Origin of the sequence: Chryseobacterium sp. SNU WT5, assembly GCF_007362475.1 — a bacterium.
In the GTDB taxonomy this organism is placed as follows: Bacteria; Bacteroidota; Bacteroidia; order Flavobacteriales; family Weeksellaceae; genus Kaistella.
In genome coordinates this window covers 314,805-333,965 of the sequence record NZ_CP041687.1, presented here as the reverse complement: position 1 = coordinate 333,965, position 19,161 = coordinate 314,805, and the positions used below count along the sequence as shown (strand labels likewise).

The following is a 19,161-nucleotide window of genomic DNA, read 5'->3' as shown; positions in this document are numbered from 1 at the left end:
TCGTTTTAGCCTGCTTTTTTAGAAACAAAAAAAGCTGCGAAATTATCGCAGCTTTTATATAAAGAAAAAAATTCTAATTAATGTGCTTCATTTCCGTCCACTCCATGAGCGTGACCGTGAGCTAATTCTTCTTCGGTTGCAGGCCTTGTTGATGCAACTTCAATATCAAAATGCAACTTTTTCCCAGCCATCGGGTGGTTAAGATCTACCGTTACTGCTTCATCAGAAACCTCCAAAACGATACCGCTTACATGATTTCCCTGTGCGTCTTGTAAAGGTAACATCGCACCGATTGGTGGCATACCTGAGTCAGCAAACATTTCTACTGGTAATTGAGTTGTTGCGTTTTCCATTTTTTCGCCATATCCTTCTTCCGGCCTGATGGTGAACGATTTTTTATCGCCTGCAGTCATTCCTGCAATGTTTTCTTCAAATTTCGGCAACATCATTCCCACGCCGTATAAAAAAGTGAACGGGTTTTCTAAATCTGTTTTTTCAATGAAAGTTTTTTCACCATTTTCTTCAATGGCGTTTAACGTGTAATGTAATGCTACTACGTGATTTTTGTCTATTGTCATGAGATAAATGTTATCAAAGATTTTAAATCCTTTTATTAAAATTGTCTGTTTTAATGGGTAACTTTTAGGTTAATCCTATTTGAGGCAAAGGTAATAAATTCAAATAAACTGAGTTTTATAAATAATTACTTACCACAAATTCACGAAAATTTTTTGAAGTATTGCAGAAAAAGTAGCTGCGATTTTTGCGTAAAACCTTTCCGTCATTGCGTGAAAAATCTAATCCGCTTTCAATTCAATACTGAAATTTTCGGTCAAACGTAAAACGCCTTCAGTTATACTTTCCGGATGTTCTGTGAATCCTTTCAGTTTGCTCGATTTTCCTTTGTTAATAATATCGTGAATCTGTTTTTCAGTCATTTTTTTTCCGAACAAAACAAAAGGAACTTTGAGACCACATCCTTTATAATTGGAGCAACCGATGGCAGTTTTTCCTTTCATTAGTTTGCTTTCTTTACATTTTGGGCAACCTTCTTCTTCCCAAATAATCGTGGTAATTTTCCTTGGAGTTGGCTCTTTCTTTTCTTTTAGCTTTACTTCTTCCTGAAACGAAATCACTTTTGCTTTCTCGTTAATGACTGTTCGGGTTAAATTAGTCACCATCGTAATCAGTTCCTCTTTAAACTGAGTGGCTTCGTATTCACCACGCTCAATTTTTCTTAATTTTAATTCCCATTCACCCGTTAATTCTGGGCTTTTCAATAACTCATCTTGAATAGTGTCAATCAGTTCTACACCAGTAGAAGTCGCAAAGATATTTTTCTTTTTTCGCTCGATATATTTTCTTCGGAAAAGCGTTTCGATAATATTGGCTCGGGTAGAAGGTCTTCCGATCCCATTGTTTTTCATCATCTCACGCAGTTCTTCATCATCAACCTGTTTCCCGGCAGTTTCCATGGCCCGAAGCAAAGTCGCTTCGGTATAAGCTTTTGGCGGACTGGTTTTTCCCTGATGAATTAAGGGTTTATGTGGACCTTTTTCACCCGCTTTAAATTCGGGAATCGTCTGCTCTTCGTCTTTTTCCTTTTTATCGTCCGTGTCGTCTTTTTTATCTTTCACGTAAACTTCTCGCCAACCTAATTCAAGAATTTGTCGCCCTGAAGTTTTAAAAGGAATCGTTCCAACTTGACCTTCCACCAAAGTATTTGAAATTTTACATTCGGGATAGAAAACTGCGATAAATCTTTTCGCCACCAGATCATAGATCAATTTCTCTTCTCTGCTTAAATTGGAAGTGGGAGAAATTTCGGTCGGAATAATGGCATGGTGATCCGTGACTTTAGTGTCATCAAAAACCGTTTTTGATTTTGGAATCGGCTGCGATAAAAGTGGCGCCGTCAATTCTCGGTAAAAATTCATCGACTGAAGAATACCAGGAATTTTGGGATGCAAACTCTCGGAAAGGTAAGTGGTATCAACACGTGGATACGTCGTATGTTTCTTTTCGTATAAACTTTGAATATATTTGAGTGTGTTGTCTGCTGAAAAACCAAATTTTTTATTGGCCTCCACTTGTAAAGCGGTCAAATCAAACAACCGTGGATTTTTCTCTTTGCCTTCTTTAATTTCAAAAGAGACAATTTCGAAGAGATTTTGCTTTAGATATTCTAAACCTTTCTCTGCTTTCTCTTTCGTTTTTAAACGGTCGATCGCCGCAGTGAAAAGTACATCGCGGTATTTGGTTTTCAGTTCCCAATATTCCTCGGTGTTGAAAGCATCAATTTCTTTTTGTCGCTGAACGATCATCGCTAGAGTAGGCGTTTGAACCCGACCAACCGAAAGTACGCTTTTGTTTCCGCCGAATTTTCGGGTAAATAATCGGGTGGCGTTAATTCCTAAAAGCCAATCGCCAATTGCACGTGCATTTCCAGCTTGATAAAGGTTATTATAATCTTCTGCTGGTTTTAATTTAGCAAATCCTTCTTTGATGGCTTCTTCCGTCAATGACGAAATCCAAAGCCGTTTCATTGGTTTTTTACATTTTGCTTTGTGCAAAACCCAGCGCTGTATCACTTCTCCTTCTTGCCCAGCATCACCACAATTAATCACTTCTTCGCAGTCTGCAACCAATTTCTCAATGATTTTAAATTGCCGTTCAACACCAGGGTTTTCTATTAATTTAATCCCAAACGGATCGGGAATAATGGGAAGAAATATGAGATTCCAGGATTTAAGATGCGGACTGTAATCGTGCGGTTCTTTGAGCGTGCAAAGATGTCCGAACGTCCAGGTTACCCAATAGCCATTACCTTCAAAATAACCTTGCTTGGGCATGTCTGCACCTAATACTTTGGCAATATCTCGGGCAACACTAGGCTTTTCAGCAATACATAATTTCATAAGTCAACTTCATTTTTTGGGCGAACGCAAATTTCAGTAAATTTTATAACATAAGACGTAAGAATTTGTTCAACGAGCGAAATTCAAAGAATCCGGAAAGTTAGTGGCTGGTAATTTCAAACCAATTTAAATGTAGTTTGTCTTTATATACAGGACTTTCATGAAAATTGGTTTCTTGTTTCTTACGCAGAAAGAAAAACGCTCCTGGTTTTTCAGAAGCGTTTGTATTTAAAAAGTGTTCTTTACAAATTCAAAAATAATTTTGGATTAACAGGCGTATTGTTTTTATGAACTTCATAGTGAAGATGAGGTCCTGTGGATCGCCCAGTATTTCCTGATTTTGCGATCACGTCATTTACATTTACCATATCATTGGTTTTTACTAATAAAGCTGAAAGATGGCCGTACAAAGTATCTAAACCATTTCCATGTGATATAATAACACAATTGCCGTATCCTCCTTTAACTCCGGCAAAAATAACTTTCCCCGCTGCTGCACTTCTAACTGCGGATCCGTGAGCGACTGCAATGTCTAAGCCCTTATGAAATTGAACCTGATTCTTTTCTGCGGGGGCATTATTCTGAGCAGCAAGTGGCGTCTGCGAATTATTTATAGCTATTCTTTTCACGACATTTCCCAAACTGTCTTTTTCTTCGATAAATTGAGATGCAGCTTTTAAGGGTTTTATTGAAGCAAGCACTACTGTTCGAAGCGGAATTGGATTTGTTCTTTTGCCAAAATTAGAAGAAATATAACCATCTGTTGGGACACCTAAGGGCACATGTAACAATTTTGTCTGCAGATCCATTAAGTACTGACTGTACCGGTTGGTTTGCTTTGATAAATAAACATCGTTCGAAATGCTGTCTTGAACAAGCATTTGGATTTTGCTATCAGATAAGTTTTTTGCTGCGAGAAAAGAGTTGAGTTCTCTTACAGTATGATCAACCAAAGCCAGATTATTCTTCATTGCCAGATAATCAACACTGTCTTTTTCAGTTTTTATGGGAACTATATTGACTTGGTAGGATTTATCATCTTTGTCCGCATACAATTTACCAATAACTAAAGCTTGTCCGAAAATCATCATTACTAGAACTCCTAATAATAGATTGATATTCTTTTTACTGCTTAAAAAATTCTTCATATAATCTAGAGTAGTGATATTCAAAAAATAAGAGCGCAAATGTATAAAATAAAATAATAACGTATTTATATTGTAAATATTTTGTGGAAATCATGATTAATATCTTCTTTTTATAGTTATTTAAAGCCTAATTTTGGGATATGTTTATGATGACTATTCCTAAAGCTTTAATATATTTGTGGGATAAATTTCTGCAAGGCTGTTAACTTGTAGAAAACCATGTAAGTTTTTAATTATGACAAAAAAGAAAGGTCCAGCTAAGAAAGATCCCCAGCATGAAATTCCCGTTGGAGTAGTGGGGAGTGGTAGTTTTGCTACTGCAATCGTTAAAATGTTGGTTGAGAATTGTAAAGTGGTACACTGGTGTGTTCGCAATGAATTTGTGAAAGGTGCCATCGAATTACGTGGTCATAATCCAACTTATCTTACTTCTGTTTCTTTTGATCTAGATCGTTTGAAAGTTACTACCGATATTAATGAACTGGTCTCTGCGTGTGATGTCATTGTTCTCGCAACACCTTCTATCTATTTATCCGATGCGATGGATAAAATGACCTGCAATTATGACGATAAGATTTTTGTTTCTGCTATAAAAGGAATTGTTCCGAAAGCCAATGATGTAGTTGCCCATTACCTTCGTGATGAATTTAAAATAGGTTTCCGAAATCAAGCGGTAATCGCGGGACCTTGTCATGCAGAAGAAGTCGCCATGGAGCGGTTGTCTTATCTTACTATTGCGGTAGCAGAGGACGAAGTTGCCAATAAATTACGTTCTTTATTTGCCTCGGATTTTATCAATGTCCATTGTAGTAAAGATATTTTAGGAAATGAATACAGTGCAATCCTTAAAAATATCTATGCAGTCGGAGCTGGTATTTCCAGCGGTTTGGGATATGGCGATAATTTTACAGCGGTTTTTGTATCGAATGCCGTCAGGGAAATGGAGATTTTTTTAGAAGCAGTCTACGAAGTCCCGAGAGATGTGAATGAAAGTTCCTATCTAGGTGATTTATTGGTTACCGCATACTCTCTGTTCTCTCGAAATAGAAATTTAGGAAATCTTATAGGTAAAGGTTATACGGTAAAATCGGCAATTCAGTCTATGAATATGATTGCGGAAGGATATTATGCCGCAAATTCAGTGTACCATACATCAAAAGATAAAAAACTTAATACGCCTATAATAGATGCGATTTACGCAATTCTGTATGAAGAGAAAAGTGCTGAAGCAGAATTTAAAAAATTAACAACCCAGCTCAATTAAATGAAAACGGAGAAAACCTATCTTGTTCACACCTATTCTGATCTGGAAGAAAAACTAAATGTGTGGTCACATTTCGTAGGTTTGGTGATGAGTGTGGTCGCCTTAATTTTTTTGATTTTTAAAGCAGTTGCTTTAGAAAATGTATGGGCAATGATCAGTTTTCCGATTTTCGGGGTTAGTATGATCGTTCTTTATTTAGCATCAACTTTATATCATTTCTCAAAGACTCCAAAAATTAGATATCGACTCAATATTTTCGACCATGCCGCAATTTATGTGTTAATTGCCGGAAGTTACACGCCTTTTGTTTTAGTTTCATTAAACGGAACAGAAGGGTATGTTATCTTTTCAATCGTTTGGGGTATTGCCTTTCTGGGAATAATTTTTAAAATTTTCTTTACGGGTAGATTCAATATATTGTCCACCCTTCTCTATGTAGTCATGGGTTGGCTAATTATTTTCAGTTTTAAAAGTTTAATGATAAGTCTAAACTACGATGGCTTAATATGGTTAATTTCGGGTGGAGTTGCATACACCGTTGGCGCAATATTATACAGTATTAACAAACTTAAATTTAATCACGCCATCTTTCATATATTCGTTTTGGCAGGTACTTTTTGTCACTTTGTTTCTGTTTACTTTTATGTAATTCCGGTTTCATCGATTTCATGATTTTGAATAATTCATCGGGTAAGAATACCAATTAGGTTTTTGAAATGGAGTGCTTTCCGCGTCATGTTATGCAGTAATTTTTTTCTGTTTTTTATATTTAAATTGATCAGAACAGAATTAATTTCGCTTTTGGCGATTTTTTTGCTGTAAAGATATCTGGGTTTAGATCAGCGCTTATTCTCGTGTTTTATTCTTTATCACCATAATTAGTTCAAATTAATATTAAGTAAAAAATATTTTATGCCTATCAATTCAAATAGAAACCCACCCAAATCACATTATGATGTTGTTTTAATCGGTGGCGGTATTATGAGCGCCACGCTCGGGACGATGCTTCATGAATTAGACCCCACCTTAAAAATAGCAATTTTCGAGAGGCTCGGGCGTTTTGCTCGAGAAAGTTCTGCTGCCTGGAACAATGCTGGTACAGGGCATTCTGCTTTTTGTGAATTGAATTACACTCCACAAAAAGAAGATGGTACTATAGAAATAACAAAAGCGGAGAAAATTGCTGAACAGTTTGAGATTTCGAAACAATTTTGGTCTTACCTTATATCCAAAAATTATATAGACAGTCCCAAAGATTTTATAAATTCCTGTCCGCACATGAGTTTAGTTTTTGGGGAAGATGATTCTGAATTTCTTAGGAAACGCCATGAGAAAATGACCCAATCCAAACTCTTTAAAGGGATGAAATTCACCACAGATCACGACAGACTTCGTGAATGGATTCCACTTATCATGAGCAAAAGAAAAGAGAATGAGGTTATGGCCGCTACCAAAATGGATTTGGGAACCGATGTTAATTTTGGAACTTTAACTCGAAAAATGGGTAGGTTTTTGGCAGAAGATTCGAATGTTGAAGTCTTTCTATATCATGCGGTGAAAGATATTGATCCTATGGATAATGGAAAGTGGTGGATGAAAGTAAAAGACAGAATGAAACATCGCTCACACGAAGTTACTGCAGATTTTGTTTTTATTGGAGCTGGTGGTTATGCTTTACCATTATTGGATAGTTCAGATATTCCAGAGAGTGAGGGTTATGGTGGTTTCCCAGTTTCTGGTGAATGGCTGGTTTCTCACAATCCAGAATTAATTGCTAAACATCAAACCAAAGTTTATACACAGGCAACCGTAGATGCACCGCCTATGAGCGTTCCTCATTTGGATTTAAGAATTATTGACGGTAAAAAAGCTTTGCTTTTTGGACCATTTGCAGGTTTTTCTACAAAGTTTTTGAAAGAAGGAAGTTATCTGGACCTCCCCGAAAGCGTCAACTTTAAGAATATTAGATCATTATTTGGTGCTTGGTGGCACAATCTGCCTTTAACCAAATATTTGATACAACAAGTTGCCATGACAAAAGATCAGCGTATGCAACATCTACGTGAATTTGTAAAAGACGCGAAAGAGGAAGATTGGGAACTGAAAATCGCTGGTCAACGTGTTCAGATCATTAAGAAAGATGATCAGCAAGGGGGCAAATTGGAATTCGGGACAGAAGTTGTAGTTAATAAGAATGGAACGATCGCCTCATTATTAGGTGCGTCCCCTGGTGCCTCAACTGCAGCTTACGCAATGCTTCAAATTCTTGAAAAATGTTTTCCCGAAAAAGTTAAAAATGAATGGAATGACAAATTATTAGAAATGATTCCGTCGTACGGACAGAAATTAGGAGACAATCCTGAATTAATTAATAAAGTTCGTGATTATAGCAAAGAAATATTAGAACTCGAATACGAGCTGGAATAAGATGACTTTTTTGCTAAGGCTCGTACTTTAAGAATACCAAAACTTAATTTTAACATAAAATTTAATACTGCTTTTAATTTAAAAAGCAGTATTTTGCATTAATGACTACGATTATAAAACCCAAAATTTCACCGGAGCTTTTGGAAGCGTTACAACCAAAAATTGAAGAGGAGAAGCAAGTGATTGTTCACTGTTGTTTCCCCGGAACGCCTTATTCAGACATGTTGATTCGTATTTGGTCATCTACTTTTCTTGTTGATGAAAGTTTAGCGCATAAAAGTAACTTAATTCATCATGAAAATATCTCTCTTTTCCCCTACTGGACAGAGGTTTCACCGATGAAAGATTATTGGTTTACCTTAGTTTTTTCAGGTCTGCCTAGAGAATGTACGAGTTTTGATCTAGTAGAAGAGATTCCACAGGAAGGGGGCTTCCAGATGCGAAATATTAAAAGGAATAACACAGATATATACAGAGTTAAAATAAATTAAGATGAAAAAAAAATACATTCTTTTGATCATTCCTGTTTTGTTGGGGAGTTGCAATTCAAGATACAGTTCCGTTCCCAAAAATATAATAACCGACGAACGAAAACAAATTGCTCATCAATTTCTAGAGACCTTATTTCGAAAATGTGACGAGAAGGATTATTCTAAACCTGTAGGTTTTAATCTTTCCAAGCGTTTAGAAAACAAGTTTCTATCGTAGGATTCTTTAAGAAGTAGCTGTGAGAAATGGGCAGAGTTTAACGGTAAAATTACGATTGATCAATTTGTATCTGCGCATTCCGTAAATGCTCCTAAAGATTTTTTGGATGTTTATAATTTTAAAATAAAAACGGAAAAGCATCCAGGAATTCGATATATCCACCTGGGAATTTATCGTGATAAAAATTACTTGGAATTACCCGTTTATACCTCTTCTGATGAAAATTATTTTGAAACAATGAGAAAAAAATATTATAAAAAATGAAAAAGTTCATATTCTTGACCCTGCTGATCTTAACCGCTTGTATTTCTCAGTCGCCAAACCATCATCTTTCAGAAATCAAAAAGTTCCAGAAAAAACTTAACACTGATTACAAAAGTGCTAAAGAAACACCTCTAAGAGGAAGTAATTTTACTAATTTTAAACAGCATCCTTTCTTTCCGATTGATTTAAAATATCGGGTTACAGCAAAATTTATTAAAACGGAAAACGCGGTTCCTTTTGAAATTCCTACTTCTTCGGGTAAAACAAAAAGTTATAAAGAGTATGGAAAAGCGTACTTTTCTTTAGAGGGGAAGGAATTAGATTTAACACTTTATCAAATGCTTAGTTTAACTAAAAAATCAGGATTTAACGACTATTTATTTCTTCCATTTCGAGACGAAACTAACAGTAAAGAAACATATGGCGGTGGTAAGTATATGGATTTACGAATCCCCAAAAACGATGTAATTATTTTAGATTTTAACCAATCGTATCACCCTTTCTGTGCATATAATGCGTACGACTATAATTGTCCGATTGTTCCTGAGGAAAATAAGTTGCCAATAAGAATAGAAGCAGGGGTGATGTACGAAGATGTTTACCATCATTAAAGAATTCTTAAAAATTTAAGTGTTATTTTATTTTTGGCTCGATACTTTCTCTTGGTAAATTCGTTTTAAACAAAGTCATCAAATGGAAGTTTCGCTAAAAAATCAAGTCGCTGTTATTACTGGTTCTTCGAGTGGAATCGGAGCTGGAATTGCACAATCAATGGCAGCTGCAGGTGCCATTGTAGTTATTAATTTTCCAAATGATGGTTCCAAAGAAAAAGCTGAGGCCGTTTTAAAAGTGATTACTGATGCAGGCGGAAGTGGAATAATTGCTCGAGCCGATGTTTCAAAAGAAGATGAGGTTGTGGAGCTTTTTCAGCAGGTTATTGCACAATTTGGAACGGTTGATATTTTGGTAAATAATGCGGGAATTCAAAAAGATGCAAAGTTTACAGAAATGACTCTCGATCAGTGGAATGCAGTCATAGGGGTGAATTTAACTGGTCAGTTTTTATGTGCACGGGAAGCAATTAAAGAGTTTTTGCGTCGTGGAATAGTTCCCGAAAAATCGGTGGCTTGCGGAAAAATTATTCATATTTCTTCTGTTCATGAAATTATTCCTTGGTCTACACATGCTAATTATGCCGCCAGTAAGGGAGCAATTCGGATGCTTATGCAGACCTTAGCACAAGAGTTTGGAGGTGATAAAATTCGCGTAAATTCAATCTGTCCAGGTGCAATTCAAACTTCAATTAATAAAAATGCGTGGCAAACCCCGCAGGAACTTAATTCTTTGCTAACTTTAATCCCGTACAACAGAATCGGTCAACCACAGGATATTGGAGACCTTGCCGTATTTTTAGCCAGTGATCTATCCGACTATATCACTGGCGCCAGCATCTTTATAGATGGTGGGATGACTACATTCGAATCATTTTCAACTGGAGGGTAAAAGTTTTTATGAGACTCCGTCCAATACCATTGATAATAAAGTAATGTTTTCATTTGTCGCTGAAAATTTTTGCTTAAATAATACTACCTATAAATGTCTGAAGAAAGTAAAAGAGTTCCCGATGTAACCTGGAAAAGATGGGGTCCCTATGTTAGCAATCGGGAGTGGGGAGTAGTTCGCGAAGATTATAGTGCAAATGGCGATGCGTGGAATTACACCAGCCATAGTACTGCCGAAGCCAAAACTTACCGTTGGGGTGAAGAAGGGATCTGTGGTATTTCGGACGACAAACAACAGCTTGTTTTTTCTTTAGGTCTTTGGAATAAAAAAGATGAAATAATCAAGGAAAGATTCTTCGGACTAACCAATGGACAAGGAAATCACGGCGAAGATGTGAAGGAATATTATTATTATTTAGATAATACACCAACTCATTCTTATATGAAGATGTTGTACAAATATCCACAGAATGCTTTTCCATATCAAGATTTAATCGAAAAAAATGCACTGGCTGGCAAAGAGAACCCTGAATACGAACTCATCGACACTGGGATTTTTGACCAGAACGAATATTTTGATGTTTTTGTAGAGTATGCTAAGGAAACTCAGGAAGATATTTTAATTAGAATTACAGTAACCAACAAATCAGAAAATAATTCGCCACTATTACTCTTGCCAACCATTTGGTTTAGAAATAGTTGGAGTTGGGGGTATGATGTTTATAAACCTGTCTTAATTGGCGAAGGTTTAGAACAGATTCGCATAAATCATAAGGATCTTACCATCAAAAATTTGTATGCTAAACAATCTTCAAATATCCTTTTTTGTGATAATGAAACCAATAAGCAGCGTTTGTATCAATCATCAAACGATGGAAAATTCTGCAAAGATGGCATTAACGACTTTATCGTTAATGGAAATAAAAATTCTATAAATCCTGATAGATCGGGAACTAAAGCCTCATTTTTAATTGATGAAATAATTGCAGCAAATGCTACACAAATTTTTGAATTTAGGCTTACAGATGAGGATTTAAGTGAACCTTTTAAAGAATTTGATACTATTTTTGAAACGCGACAAAACGAAGCAAATGAGTTCTATGCCAATATTCAAAAAGGTATTGACAGTGAAGATGAAAAATTAGTCCAGAGGCAAGCATTCGCCGGCATGTTGTGGAGCAAACAATTCTATCATTACAATGTTGAAAAGTGGTTAAAAGGTGATCCTGGGGAAATTCCTCCACCAAAATCCCGAGCAAACATCCGCAATCAGGAGTGGGATAATTTTAACTCTCTTAATATCATTTCGATGCCCGATAAATGGGAGTATCCTTGGTTTGCAACATGGGATTTAGCCTTTCACACTTTAAGTTTCTCTTTGATTGATGCAGATTTTGCAAAACAACAACTTAAACTGCTGACTTTAGAATGGTTTATGCATCCAAATGGGCAGCTGCCGGCCTACGAGTGGAATTTTAGTGATGTAAACCCTCCTGTTCATGCGTGGGCAGCTTTTCGGGTTTTTAAAATAGATGAAGTAATCAAAGGTAAACCCGATTTAGAATTTTTGGAAGGGGTCTTTCAAAAATTACTCATGAATTTTACCTGGTGGGTGAATAAAAAAGATGTGAACGGAAATAATATTTTTGAAGGCGGTTTCTTAGGTATGGATAATGTTGGAATTTTTGACCGCAATCAACCCTTACCCAATGCAGAAAATTTAGAGCAAGCCGACGGAACAAGTTGGATGGCGATGTTTGCCTTGAATATGATGAGAATAGCAATGGAACTGGCTCTTTACAATAAAGTATATGAAGATCTGGCAACAAAATTCTTTGAGCATTTTCTACATATTGCTTATGCATTAGATAATATGGGAGAAAATGACTTCGCCTTATGGGATGAAGAAGATGAGTTTTTTTATGATGCGCTTCAGTTGAAAAATGGAACAAATATGTTTCTACGGATCCGCACGATTGTTGGTTTGATTCCAATGTTCGCCGTGGAAGTAATTGATGAGGAAATGCTTAATAAACTGCCTGCTTTCAAGGAACGAATGAATTGGGTTTTGAAAAATAAACCTGAGTTAGCTTTACTTGTTTCTCATTGGGAAGTGAAAGGTGATGATTCGAAACACTTGTTGTCTTTGTTGCGAGGTCACCGATTGAAAAAGCTATTAGAAAGAATGTTAAATGAAAAAGAGTTTCTGAGTGATTATGGGGTACGTGCTATGTCGAAAGAGTATGAAGAAAATCCTTTTTATCTAAAATTAGACGGGACAGAATATTGTGTAAAATATATGCCGGCAGAAAGTAATAGTGACATGTTTGGAGGTAATAGCAATTGGCGTGGTCCAATATGGTTTCCTGTGAATTTCCTTATTATGGAAAGTTTACAGCGGTTTTTCTTTTACTATAGTCCTGATTTTAAAGTGGAATGTCCTACAGGAAGCGGAGATTTCCTTAATTTAATTGAGATAGCAGAGTTTCTGGGTACCCGTCTTGCTAATATTTTTTTAATGGATGAAAATGGGAAACGTCCTTTTAATGGGCAATATCCAAGATTTCAGGAAGATGAAAATTTTAAAGACTATATCTTATTTTATGAGTACTTTCATGGAGATACAGGACGAGGAGTGGGAGCATCACATCAAACAGGTTGGACCGGTCTCATTGCGAAAATCTTACAACCAAGATTCAAAGAAATGAAAATGGTTAAAGCACAAACTGAGACTCCGCCCGAAACTGGTGCAAAAGTTGATGCAAAGTAAATGAAATTAAAATTTAAGCTATTATGGAAACAAGTAAAAAAAACAAACCAGGACCAGTTGTAATTATAGCTATTGCGGCGGTGATCATCGCCATAATTTCATATTTTATTCTGCTCACCTTCTTTCCCGACTTATTCCAAAGTTTACAAGTTGGCGCAGAACAACCTATAACTAACTAAACTTTCGCAAGAAAATTTTCAAAAGCGGCGATAACCGAAACGGTTCCGTCGCTTTGTATGGTGTCAAGTTTTAAATATTCGATTTCATTAACTGAGCTTTCATCAAAAGGTTTCTGTACACGAACATAATTTTCTGTGAAGCCAAACATCAATCCATTTTTGTTTTCATGTTCCCAAAGAATAGGCAGAGTTTTGCCCAATTGTGTTTGGTAAAAAGCCATTTTTTTCTTTTCTGAAAGAATTCGAAGCATTTTATTTCTACGTTTTCTTTCTGGAATGGGAATTACTCCTTCCATTTCAGCAGCTTCTGTATTTTCTCTTTCCGAATAGGTGAATACATGCAAATACGAAATGGGTAATTCATTCAAAAAATGATAAGTTTCCAGGAATTTCTCTTCAGTTTCGCCTGGAAATCCAACAATTACATCCACACCAATACAGGAATCGGGCATCACTTCACGGATTTTAGCAACCCGTTCAGCATATAAACCAGATAGATATCTTCGTTTCATTTTCTTTAATAAATCATCACTTCCGCTTTGAAGTGGGATATGAAAATGAGGTACAAATCGTTTGCTCTTAGCCACTAAATCAATGCTCTCATCCTTTAATAAATTGGGTTCAATAGAAGAAATTCTAATTCTTTCTATGCCTTCAACTTGGTCTAGTTCCGAAATAAGATCCAGGAAGGTATGTTCATGCTTTTTGTTTCCAAATTCGCCTTTACCATAATCACCAATGTTTACGCCCGTCAAAACAATTTCCCGGATTCCTTTTTGGGCAATTTCTGTCGCATTCCTTACTACACTTTCTATGGTGTCTGATCGGGAAATCCCTCTTGCCAAAGGAATGGTACAGTAGGTACATTTATAATCGCAGCCATCCTGAACTTTCAAAAACGCACGTGTTCTATCGCCTATCGAATAACTTCCGATAAAGAAATCGGCTTGGTCAATTTCGCAGGAATGAATAATTCCATGTTGTTCCGATTTTTGCAAATCCTCCAGGTAACTTAAGATGTTGAATTTTTCTTTTGCACCTAAGACCAAATCAACCCCTTCTATTGCTGAAATTTCTTCTGGTTTCAATTGTGCATAACAACCTAAAATAACTACTAATCCTTCGGGATTGGCTTTCATAGCGCGTTTTACGTGAAATTTACATTCACGGTCTGCATTTTCAGTTACAGAACATGTGTTAATTACATATACGTTTGCATGCTCGTCAAAACTTACCTTTTGGTAGCCCGAATCAGTGAGTTGTCGTGCAATTGTAGAGGTTTCTGCAAAGTTAAGCTTACAACCCAAGGTGTGAAAAGCGGCGGTTTTTGATGATAGGTTTTCCATAATTTCAGATTACAAATTTAAGAATTATTTTTTCCACTGACTTGATTTCCATTAATAAAGAAAAAACCACCGATATAAGTGATTTTTCCTTTTTTAACAAACTTAAATTTAGAAATGAATATTTTGATCTATACTTTGACGATCTTACGGAAAGCATTTTCCGGTAGAGTCCAAGTGCATGATTTTGCTTCTTTTGATAAGTAACCAATTTTTCTATTTTCGGTATCAAAAATTCTGACTCCTTCTAATTCCGTTTTAGAAGTTCTGTAGCTATGTAAACTGATGGAAATCTCTTCTGAATTATTGACAAGGGAATTAATGTCATCTTTTTCTTCAATAAATAGATCACCAGTTCGATGAGTAGTCCGCAAGTCGTATTCGATAAAATTTGAATTTTCACGGTAGTTCACTTCTGTTAAACTTCCTTTCAAAATTTTATTTACAGAATCACAGTTAGAGTGATCACGAATTGTAGAATAATTTCTAACTCCCCAAATTTTTAAAAATGAAAGGTATTCTGCTTGAATGATCGGAATTGTGCGGGAAGTTTCTGCTGGAATTTTTATTTCTGACAGTCCGAAAATCTCATCGAAATCTTCGAATTTAAAAGTAAAAAGCAAGTCGCAAACATCGCTGAAACTAAGTTCTTTTTTACGTATTATGTCTAAGACCTTTTCAAGACTTTGAATGTCATTAGTAGTATTCATCAGTGAAAAATTCTACAGTAAATATAGCAATTGGTCATAAAATCCTGAAAATATTCAGAATGATTTATATCAACAATGATTAATGTCAGAAAATCAAATTTTATAATCGTCTCGTATTTCATCACTCTTGGCAAAACAGACTGGTGATGAGTTTTCGCGTATTTCTGCTGCCTGCTGTTTCTTTAAAAACTCGGAATTAAAATTAGCCGATTGGTTTTTCGCTATAGACAGCGTTTTCCAATCTTCGTTTTTTAGCATTTTTGCGATATAAACAATTTGGCCTACGTGATACGGATAATGGGCTAGTTGTCTTAAAACTGCATCTAATACGGAATGTTTTTCTCCGCGAATTAATATAGGTTCATCCCAGTCATCATCATTAATGGTATTTAAAGCGTCAAATAATACGAGCCAACCTTTCTCCCAACGAGCAAGCAATTTCTCTCTTGAACCCAGATCATTTTCAAATTCCGCATCACGATTTCGCCAACTTTTCTCACCATCTTCTGTCCTAAAATTAGTCCATCGAGATTCCATATTTCCAGATAAGTGTTTTACAAGCGTTGCAATCGAGTTACTCTCAGCATTGAATTGCCAAAAAAGTTGTTCTTCGGTTACTTGTTTAAAAGATTCATCTCCGAGATCTTTGTAATACTTGAATCGTTTAATAAATACCTCTTTCATAATCATTATATTTAAAAGTAGATAGCTCTTTCAAAGTTAGGTAAAAACGCTTCATATTTTTGCGATTAGGTTGTGTTTTTTATTAACAGATAATGTGAAATTATTATCGCATCTTAACGATTGAACTCCATTTTATTCACTTGAAATTACGATTACTAAAAGGTGAATTTAGCAGAGATTGTTCAAATGAAAAGGTTAGCATTATTTTATTTAATATTCATTTTTTACGAAACTTTTAATCAATATATTTGTAAATCAATCCTAATCTGAAATAGATCATGAGAGACTTTAAAAACTATGAGATGCCGTACAGCATCAATCCGGAATATACAAAGAAAGTAGCTTATTTTTCGATGGAATTTGCCATCGATCAGGCGCTGAAAATATATTCTGGTGGCTTGGGATTTTTGGCGGGTTCCCATATGAGAAGTTCCTATAATTTGAAACAGGATCTAGTTGGAATCGGAATTTTATGGAAGTTTGGCTATTATGACCAAGCTCGAAATCATGATCAAACCTTGCAACCGACCTGGACTCGGAAAATGTATTCTTTTTTAGAAGAAACAGGTTTAAAATTTCAGATAGAAATTCATTCCGCTCCCGTTTGGGTTAAAGTTTATTATCTCGCACCAGAGGTTTTTCATACAGCACCCATGTTTTTCCTGTCAACAGATGTTCGTGAAAATGATCATATTTCTAAGACGATCTGCCACCGCTTATATGATGCCAATGATTCTACAAAAATTGCACAGTATATTTTACTTGGGAAAGGGGGCGCAAAACTTTTAGATGAATTGAATTTTGAAAGGGAAGTTTACCATTTAAACGAAGCACATGGATTGCCTGCAGCATTTTATTTATTGAAAAAATTTGGTGGAGATTTACAAAAAGTAAAAGAAAAATTAGTATTCACAACGCATACACCGGAAGAAGCTGGTAATGAGAAACACAATATTTTCATGTGTCATGACATGTCTTACTTTTCAGGATTATCAATTGATGAAGTGAAAACGATAGAAGGTGTAGAAGACGATCGATTTAATCATTCGCTTTGTGCTCTTCGGATGGCAAGAATAGCGAATGGAGTTTCTCGTTTACATGGCGTCGTTTCACGGGAGATGTGGAATAAATATCCGCGTATTTGTGAGATAAAAGCGATTACCAATGCACAGGAGTATAAATATTGGGCAGATAAGCCGCTATATCAATCCAAAGACGAAGACGATGATATGCTGTTCGATTTCAGAAAAAAACATTTGAAGAAAAGGTTTTTTAATATCGTAGCAGATCAGACAGGAAATTTATTCGATCCAGCTATTTTTACCATTGTATGGGCACGCAGGTTTGCAGGCTATAAAAGGGCAGATCTTTTACTCCATGACAAAGAAAGATTTGAAAGATTGCTGAATAATCCAAAGTATCCAGTACAGATAATTTGGGCAGGAAAACCTTACCCAATGGACTATACTGCAATATCAACATTTAATACTTTGGTAGAGGAAAGCAAATATTATAAAAATATGGCGGTTCTTACTGGCTATGAGTTGGCTTTGAGTAAATCAATGAAACAAGGATCTGATCTGTGGTTAAATAATCCGCGTGTTCCAAGAGAAGCTTCTGGAACATCTGGAATGAGTGCTGCTATGAATGGTTCTGTCAACTTGTCAACCGACGATGGCTGGATTCCGGAATTTGCAAAACATGGTCAAAATTCTTTTGTAGTCCCAAAAGCAGATTACGGAAATATGAGCATCTACGATCAGGATAATTACGATCTCAATAAATTGTATGAAATTTTAGAAAATGAAATTATTCCAATGTATTATGATCGTCCAGACGAATGGAGAAAAATACAGCATAATGCCATGGATGATGTAAGACATGTTTTTAACTCCGATAGAATGGCAGACGAATATTATAAGGAGATCTATTTATAATCATATTAAAACAAAAGTTCAGGACGAGATTGTTTTTTATAGAATTTTTATTTTACAATCACTTCTACTGAATCTTTGCAATGCGTTTGCAGGAGATCGCCATATCAAAACCTGCAATATTTTCTTTTTAAAAATATTACTTTTGCTAAAATTAAAATTTCGTGATTAATAGCGACCAAATAAAAGACGTACAAGCCAGAATTGGCGAGTTGTATAAATATCTGCAAATCGACCGAAAGCAAATTGAAATTGCGAATGATGAGGAAAAAACGGTTTCTCCTAATTTTTGGGATAGTCCGAAGGAAGCGGAAGTTTTTATGAAGCAACTTCGGTCCAAGAAAAAATGGGTAAATGATTACGAAGAAATTTTTTCGCGTTTTGAAGATATCCAGGTCCTGATGGATTTTGCTAAAGAAGATCCAGAATCAGAAGAGGAACTTAATACCTCTTTTCCGGTTCTTATAAAGAAAATAGAAGATTTAGAATTCAGAAACATGCTTTCTAATGAAGGCGACGAGCTTTCTGCTGTCCTGCAGATAACTGCTGGAGCAGGTGGAACCGAAAGCTGTGATTGGGCTGCAATGTTGATGAGGATGTACAGCATGTGGGCTCAAAATCAAGGATATAAAATTAGGGAATTGAACTATCAGGATGGTGAGGTTGCTGGGGTGAAAACGGTGACTTTGGAAATTGATGGAGAATTTGCGTTCGGCTATTTGAGAGGAGAAAATGGCGTTCACCGTTTAGTCAGAATTTCACCTTTCGATTCTAATGCAAAACGACACACGAGTTTCGTGTCGGTCTATGTTTATCCCCTGGTAGATGACACGATTGAAATTAACATCAATCCTGCAGATATTTCCTTTGAGACCATGCGGTCCAGTGGTGCAGGTGGACAGAATGTAAATAAGGTAGAGACGGCTGTAAGATTGCGTCATGCACCAACAGGTATTATTATTGAAAATTCTGAATCCCGTTCACAACTTCAAAATAAAGAAAAGGCGATGCAATTGTTACGTTCCCGATTATACGAAATGGAATTGGAGGAAAGAATGAAAGCAAGAACAGAAATTGAAGCTGGGAAAATGAAAATAGAGTGGGGAAGTCAGATCAGAAATTATGTAATGCACCCATACAAGTTAATCAAAGATGTGCGATCGGGACATGAAACTTCTGATGTGGACGGAGTGATGAATGGGGATTTAACTCCTTTTCTAAAAGCATTCCTGATGGCGGATGGTACCGCGGTCTCCGATGATGATTTTCTATTGTAAACTTTAGTAAACTTTAACAAAAACTTAATCTTG

General features: G+C 35.9%; 17 protein-coding genes. 11 read left to right on the top strand and 6 right to left on the bottom strand.

What is annotated here, in order from left to right; translation table 11 throughout:
- Positions 1-77 precede the first annotated feature (77 nt).
- From FNJ88_RS01590 to FNJ88_RS01580, 3 genes are all read right to left on the bottom strand, one after another.
- Entirely contained in the window at positions 78-578 is a 501-nt protein-coding gene (locus FNJ88_RS01590; RefSeq protein ID WP_143851417.1) for a peptidylprolyl isomerase, read from the bottom strand.
- Positions 579-797: 219 nt separating this feature from the next.
- Entirely contained in the window at positions 798-2,918 is a 2,121-nt protein-coding gene (locus FNJ88_RS01585) for a type IA DNA topoisomerase (RefSeq protein ID WP_143851416.1), read from the bottom strand.
- A gap of 242 nt (positions 2,919-3,160) precedes the next feature.
- Positions 3,161-4,066: a M23 family metallopeptidase gene (locus FNJ88_RS01580; protein WP_143851415.1), complete on the bottom strand. Its 906-nt coding sequence runs from the start codon at positions 4,064-4,066 to the stop codon at positions 3,161-3,163.
- A gap of 235 nt (positions 4,067-4,301) precedes the next feature.
- Here FNJ88_RS01580 and FNJ88_RS01575 point away from each other — a divergent pair, with 235 nt between their 5' ends.
- The 9 genes from FNJ88_RS01575 (at position 4,302) to FNJ88_RS14255 (ending at position 13,180) form a co-directional block, all read left to right on the top strand.
- Positions 4,302-5,330, top strand: coding sequence for an NAD(P)H-dependent glycerol-3-phosphate dehydrogenase (locus FNJ88_RS01575; RefSeq protein WP_143851414.1), 1,029 nt, complete (start codon positions 4,302-4,304; stop codon positions 5,328-5,330).
- A complete protein-coding gene (gene trhA / locus FNJ88_RS01570) occupies positions 5,331-6,002 on the top strand; it encodes a PAQR family membrane homeostasis protein TrhA (protein WP_143851413.1) in 672 nt (223 codons plus the stop codon).
- Between the two features lie 240 nt (positions 6,003-6,242).
- Positions 6,243-7,757, top strand: coding sequence for a malate dehydrogenase (quinone) (mqo, locus tag FNJ88_RS01565; protein WP_143851412.1), 1,515 nt, complete (start codon positions 6,243-6,245; stop codon positions 7,755-7,757).
- 101 nt (positions 7,758-7,858) lie between these two features.
- A complete protein-coding gene (locus tag FNJ88_RS01560) occupies positions 7,859-8,248 on the top strand; it encodes a hypothetical protein (RefSeq protein ID WP_143851411.1) in 390 nt (129 codons plus the stop codon).
- A gap of 1 nt (position 8,249) precedes the next feature.
- On the top strand, positions 8,250-8,465 hold the full coding sequence (locus tag FNJ88_RS01555; protein ID WP_143851410.1) for a hypothetical protein: 216 nt from the start codon (positions 8,250-8,252) through the stop codon (positions 8,463-8,465).
- Between the two features lie 260 nt (positions 8,466-8,725).
- Positions 8,726-9,340, top strand: coding sequence for a DUF1684 domain-containing protein (locus FNJ88_RS01550; RefSeq protein WP_143851409.1), 615 nt, complete (start codon positions 8,726-8,728; stop codon positions 9,338-9,340).
- Positions 9,341-9,422: 82 nt separating this feature from the next.
- The gene (locus tag FNJ88_RS01545) at positions 9,423-10,232 is read left to right on the top strand and encodes a glucose 1-dehydrogenase (protein ID WP_143851408.1); all 810 of its coding nucleotides are present in this window, start codon (positions 9,423-9,425) and stop codon (positions 10,230-10,232) included.
- Between the two features lie 93 nt (positions 10,233-10,325).
- Positions 10,326-13,001: an MGH1-like glycoside hydrolase domain-containing protein gene (locus FNJ88_RS01540; protein WP_143851407.1), complete on the top strand. Its 2,676-nt coding sequence runs from the start codon at positions 10,326-10,328 to the stop codon at positions 12,999-13,001.
- A 23-nt stretch (positions 13,002-13,024) separates the two neighbouring features.
- Positions 13,025-13,180 (top strand): hypothetical protein, encoded by a 156-nt coding sequence (locus tag FNJ88_RS14255; RefSeq protein ID WP_185145843.1) that lies wholly within the window; start codon positions 13,025-13,027, stop codon positions 13,178-13,180.
- Here FNJ88_RS14255 and mtaB read toward each other — a convergent pair.
- The 3 genes from mtaB to FNJ88_RS01525 form a co-directional block, all read right to left on the bottom strand.
- On the bottom strand, positions 13,177-14,526 hold the full coding sequence (gene mtaB, locus FNJ88_RS01535) for a tRNA (N(6)-L-threonylcarbamoyladenosine(37)-C(2))-methylthiotransferase MtaB (protein WP_143851406.1): 1,350 nt from the start codon (positions 14,524-14,526) through the stop codon (positions 13,177-13,179). The genes FNJ88_RS14255 and mtaB overlap by 4 nt on opposite strands.
- Positions 14,527-14,654: 128 nt before the next feature.
- Positions 14,655-15,233, bottom strand: a complete 579-nt coding sequence (locus tag FNJ88_RS01530; protein WP_143851405.1) for a hypothetical protein — start codon at positions 15,231-15,233, stop codon at positions 14,655-14,657.
- A gap of 93 nt (positions 15,234-15,326) precedes the next feature.
- A complete protein-coding gene (locus FNJ88_RS01525; protein WP_143851404.1) occupies positions 15,327-15,917 on the bottom strand; it encodes a DUF1572 family protein in 591 nt (196 codons plus the stop codon).
- 278 nt (positions 15,918-16,195) lie between these two features.
- Here FNJ88_RS01525 and glgP point away from each other — a divergent pair, with 278 nt between their 5' ends.
- Entirely contained in the window at positions 16,196-17,854 is a 1,659-nt protein-coding gene (gene glgP, locus FNJ88_RS01520; RefSeq protein ID WP_143851403.1) for an alpha-glucan family phosphorylase, read from the top strand.
- A 161-nt stretch (positions 17,855-18,015) separates the two neighbouring features.
- The gene (gene prfB / locus FNJ88_RS01515) at positions 18,016-19,128 is read left to right on the top strand and encodes a peptide chain release factor 2 (RefSeq protein WP_143851402.1); all 1,113 of its coding nucleotides are present in this window, start codon (positions 18,016-18,018) and stop codon (positions 19,126-19,128) included.
- The last annotated feature ends 33 nt before the right edge of the window (positions 19,129-19,161 follow it).